Origin of the sequence: Paracoccus benzoatiresistens (genome assembly GCF_026913015.1) — a bacterium.
Classification (GTDB): domain Bacteria; phylum Pseudomonadota; class Alphaproteobacteria; order Rhodobacterales; family Rhodobacteraceae; genus Paracoccus; species Paracoccus benzoatiresistens.
The window spans coordinates 1-2,957 of the sequence record NZ_JAPTYD010000126.1 but is presented as its reverse complement, the minus strand read 5'-3'; the positions used below and the strand labels follow the sequence as shown (position 1 = coordinate 2,957).

Below are 2,957 nucleotides of genomic sequence, written 5' to 3'. Positions count from 1 at the left end.
CCGAATTCGGCGACGACGACTGGTGGTTCGGGGTCTGGGGACCGGAAGCGCTTGAAGAAGAAGGCATCGGCCGCACCAAGGACTGGGTGCTTCGCCGCACCGACAGCGAAGGCGTGCAGCGTGACGGTGAAGATAGTTGGCACGGCTTTGGCGACATGGCGCCGGGCTTCAACATGCTGGACCCGATCAAGGCGACCATCATCACCCCCGGCCTGGACATCGAGGGCCGCTTCGATACCACCGGTATTCCGGCCTCGATCGTATCAAAATACCTGGCCGAGCATGGCGTCGTGGTCGAGAAGACGGGTCTCTATAGCTTCTTTATCCTGTTCACCATCGGCATCACAAAAGGCCGTTGGAACACGCTTGTCGCGGCACTTCAGCAGTTCAAGGACGACTATGACCGCAACCAGCCCCTGTGGCGCGTGATCCCGGAATTCTGCGCCAAGCATCCGCGATACGAAGGCATGGGCCTGCGCGATCTCAGCCAGCACGTTCACACGCTGTATGCAAAATACGACGTTGCGCGCCTCTCGACTGAAATCTACCTGTCGGACCACCATCCGGCAATGACCCCGTCCGAGGCGTTCTCGCACATCGCGCGGCGCAAGACACAGCGGGTGGCGATTGACGATCTGCAAGGACGGATTACGACAAGCCTCGTGACTCCCTATCCGCCTGGAATTCCGCTCTTGATCCCCGGCGAGACGTTCAACGCCAAGATCGTGGACTACTTGCGCTTCAATCGTGAATTTGCACGCGAATGCCCCGGCTTCGAAACCGATATCCATGGCTTGGTCACGGAAACTAATTCAGACGCCACGGTCAGTTATTACGCAGATTGTGTTGCCTCATGAACCTGGCAAGCAGCTATGTTCCGGCACCCTAATCAACGAACTGGTGCCAGGAGGCGAACTGCGTCATGCTTGCACTCGTCGCGGCTCACTTCGCATAAAGCACCGGACGATGGGCATGGTCGAGCAGATAGCTGGTGGCCGCACCGACAATAAAGTCGTAGCTGCGGGAATGCCCGAAGGCGCCGGTAACCACCAGTTCCGCGCCAAGCTCCAGTGCTGTTGTCATGAGCACCTCGCCCGTTTCCCCCGCTCTTCCATCCCGGTCGACCAAGTTCACCTTAAAGCCCAGGCGATCGAAGGCTGCTGCAAGATCCTGTCGGAAATCGAAAGACATGCGACGGGGCTGCGAGGCGGGCGTTACGGATACAAGATCGATCGCGGCGCCGGGGCCTGCAAGCATCAGAGCATCATGCGCGGCACGCGTCGCCTCTCTGGTCGGGCTGACCCCAATCATGAGACGCATGACTGGACCCATGATCGGGTGCTTCTGCGGCAGAACCAACACCGGGCGGCCCGAATTGCGGATCAATTGCTCCTGCAGGTGGCGGTTCACCTCCGTCAAACTGCGCTGCTCAAGGGCTGGCGAGACAATAAGATCGCAAGCCCGCAGCCCGTCCAGCAAAAACGCCTCTGCATTGAGGCCGATCTCCTGCCCGCGGAACTCGGCTGTAACGCCTGCCCGTTTGACAACAGCCTCGAAAGACGTGCGAGTTGCTAATGCTTCCTCAACTTGCCAGTCCAGGAACTCAGGCGCCAGGACGGGATCATAAACCGCTTCGCTCATGTAAGGAATGATCGGATCGGCGGCGTGAACGCCAATCACATGCGCCTCATTGGCCTGAGCAAGAGCGCAGGCAGCCGTAGTCAGCCATTCGGTACTTTCAACTGACAATAACGCCAGGCCGATGGTCCTGATGCTCATTTCGCTTTCCTTCCCTTCTGGCTTGTGCGGCCTTTCGGCTGCCGCTGATTACGAACGATGCCTCCCAAGAAATAAAGGTAGCCGATGGAACGGGAAAGCTGTCGATCTGTCTGAACAGACCCTTGTTGCTTCTCTTATGACCAAATCGGCGGATCAAAATACATTGCGATCTGCCCTGCTTGTGTTCTTTTCAGAAGGTGACCCGATCTGCTGTTTCAGGGTCCTGACTTTAGGGGATGTTCCCGAAGACGAAAAAGCACGACGGAGTGCCGCAGCACTGCTTCGCGGCAAGGGCTTCCAGAGGGCTTCTCCGGCAATGCCCGCCTCGCGCTTGAGGGCCTCTATGTTGCTGATCTTGTAAAGGCCCGGCTCCACCTGTTGCACCAGACCGTTGCGTGACAATTCAGCCAGTGACCGGCAGATTGTTTCCACCGTCGTCAAGGAAATATCTGCCCAGTCCCGCCTTGAAATGACAATCCTGACCAAAGCGGCACCATCCGGGGACCACTCAGAGGGCATGATTTCCATTGCCATGAGAAGGAAGGCAATGATCCGCCCTTTACTGGTCAAGGCGCCTCGTGGCCAAAGGAGGTCGAGTTGACGCTGATGCATTTCGGCCAACTCCTGCAAGATATAGATCTTGACGGCAGAGTCACGCTCCACCAGGCGCACGACGACTCTCGGGTCGAAACTGCAGATTTCGGCAGTGGTGGCCGCTTCGATGTCATAATGGCTCGATGTGCCTGTCCAGTTGCCAACGAGATCGCCGGGCACGTGAAGACCGACAATATGGCGCCGCCCGTCTTCTGTCATGCGCTCGATCCGAAGAAATCCCTGTCGCAGAACTCCTGCAAAGGGTGGTAATCTGTCCTTTGTCACCAGCTGGGTTTCGCGCGGGATGCGGCGCAACAACGGAATGCGGGGCCCTGCCAGACTGGCGCGGTCGAGCGCGCGGCAGACCACAGCCGCGGCCAAGGGGCAGGCGGAGCACGCCCCCGGTGGATGAGCGGCATCAGTGCCAGACAGTGTTCCACCAAAATGCTCGAAATAAACGTTCATGAGTAACGCCTCGGCAGGTGGAGCACAGACAGAGGCAGTTTGAGGCCGCTTCAGATCAAAGGATCTCCCCTCGCAAAGATCATAAGGGAATATACAAGCATTTCAGAAAAAATTGCATT

3 protein-coding genes are annotated in these 2,957 nt (G+C 57.9%); 1 reads left to right on the top strand and 2 read right to left on the bottom strand.

Annotation, left to right across the window (positions count from 1 at the left end):
* The coding region (locus OU682_RS23625; RefSeq protein ID WP_503635487.1) for an Orn/Lys/Arg family decarboxylase at window positions 1-857 on the top strand (857 nt) is incomplete at its 5' end.
* Between the two features lie 85 nt (window positions 858-942).
* Here OU682_RS23625 and OU682_RS23620 read toward each other — a convergent pair.
* A complete protein-coding gene (locus tag OU682_RS23620) occupies window positions 943-1,779 on the bottom strand; it encodes a universal stress protein (RefSeq protein WP_268944624.1) in 837 nt (278 codons plus the stop codon).
* A gap of 153 nt (window positions 1,780-1,932) precedes the next feature.
* Window positions 1,933-2,838, bottom strand: coding sequence for a Crp/Fnr family transcriptional regulator (locus OU682_RS23615; RefSeq protein WP_268944623.1), 906 nt, complete (start codon window positions 2,836-2,838; stop codon window positions 1,933-1,935).
* Window positions 2,839-2,957: the final 119 nt, after the last annotated feature.

Excerpts from the sequence above, each read along its gene's own strand:
- OU682_RS23620 (WP_268944624.1), bottom strand. The coding sequence starts at position 1,779 with ATGAGCATCAGGACCATCGGCCTGGCGTTATTGTCAGTTGAAAGTACC.
- OU682_RS23615 (WP_268944623.1), bottom strand. The coding sequence starts at position 2,838 with ATGAACGTTTATTTCGAGCATTTTGGTGGAACACTGTCTGGCACTGAT.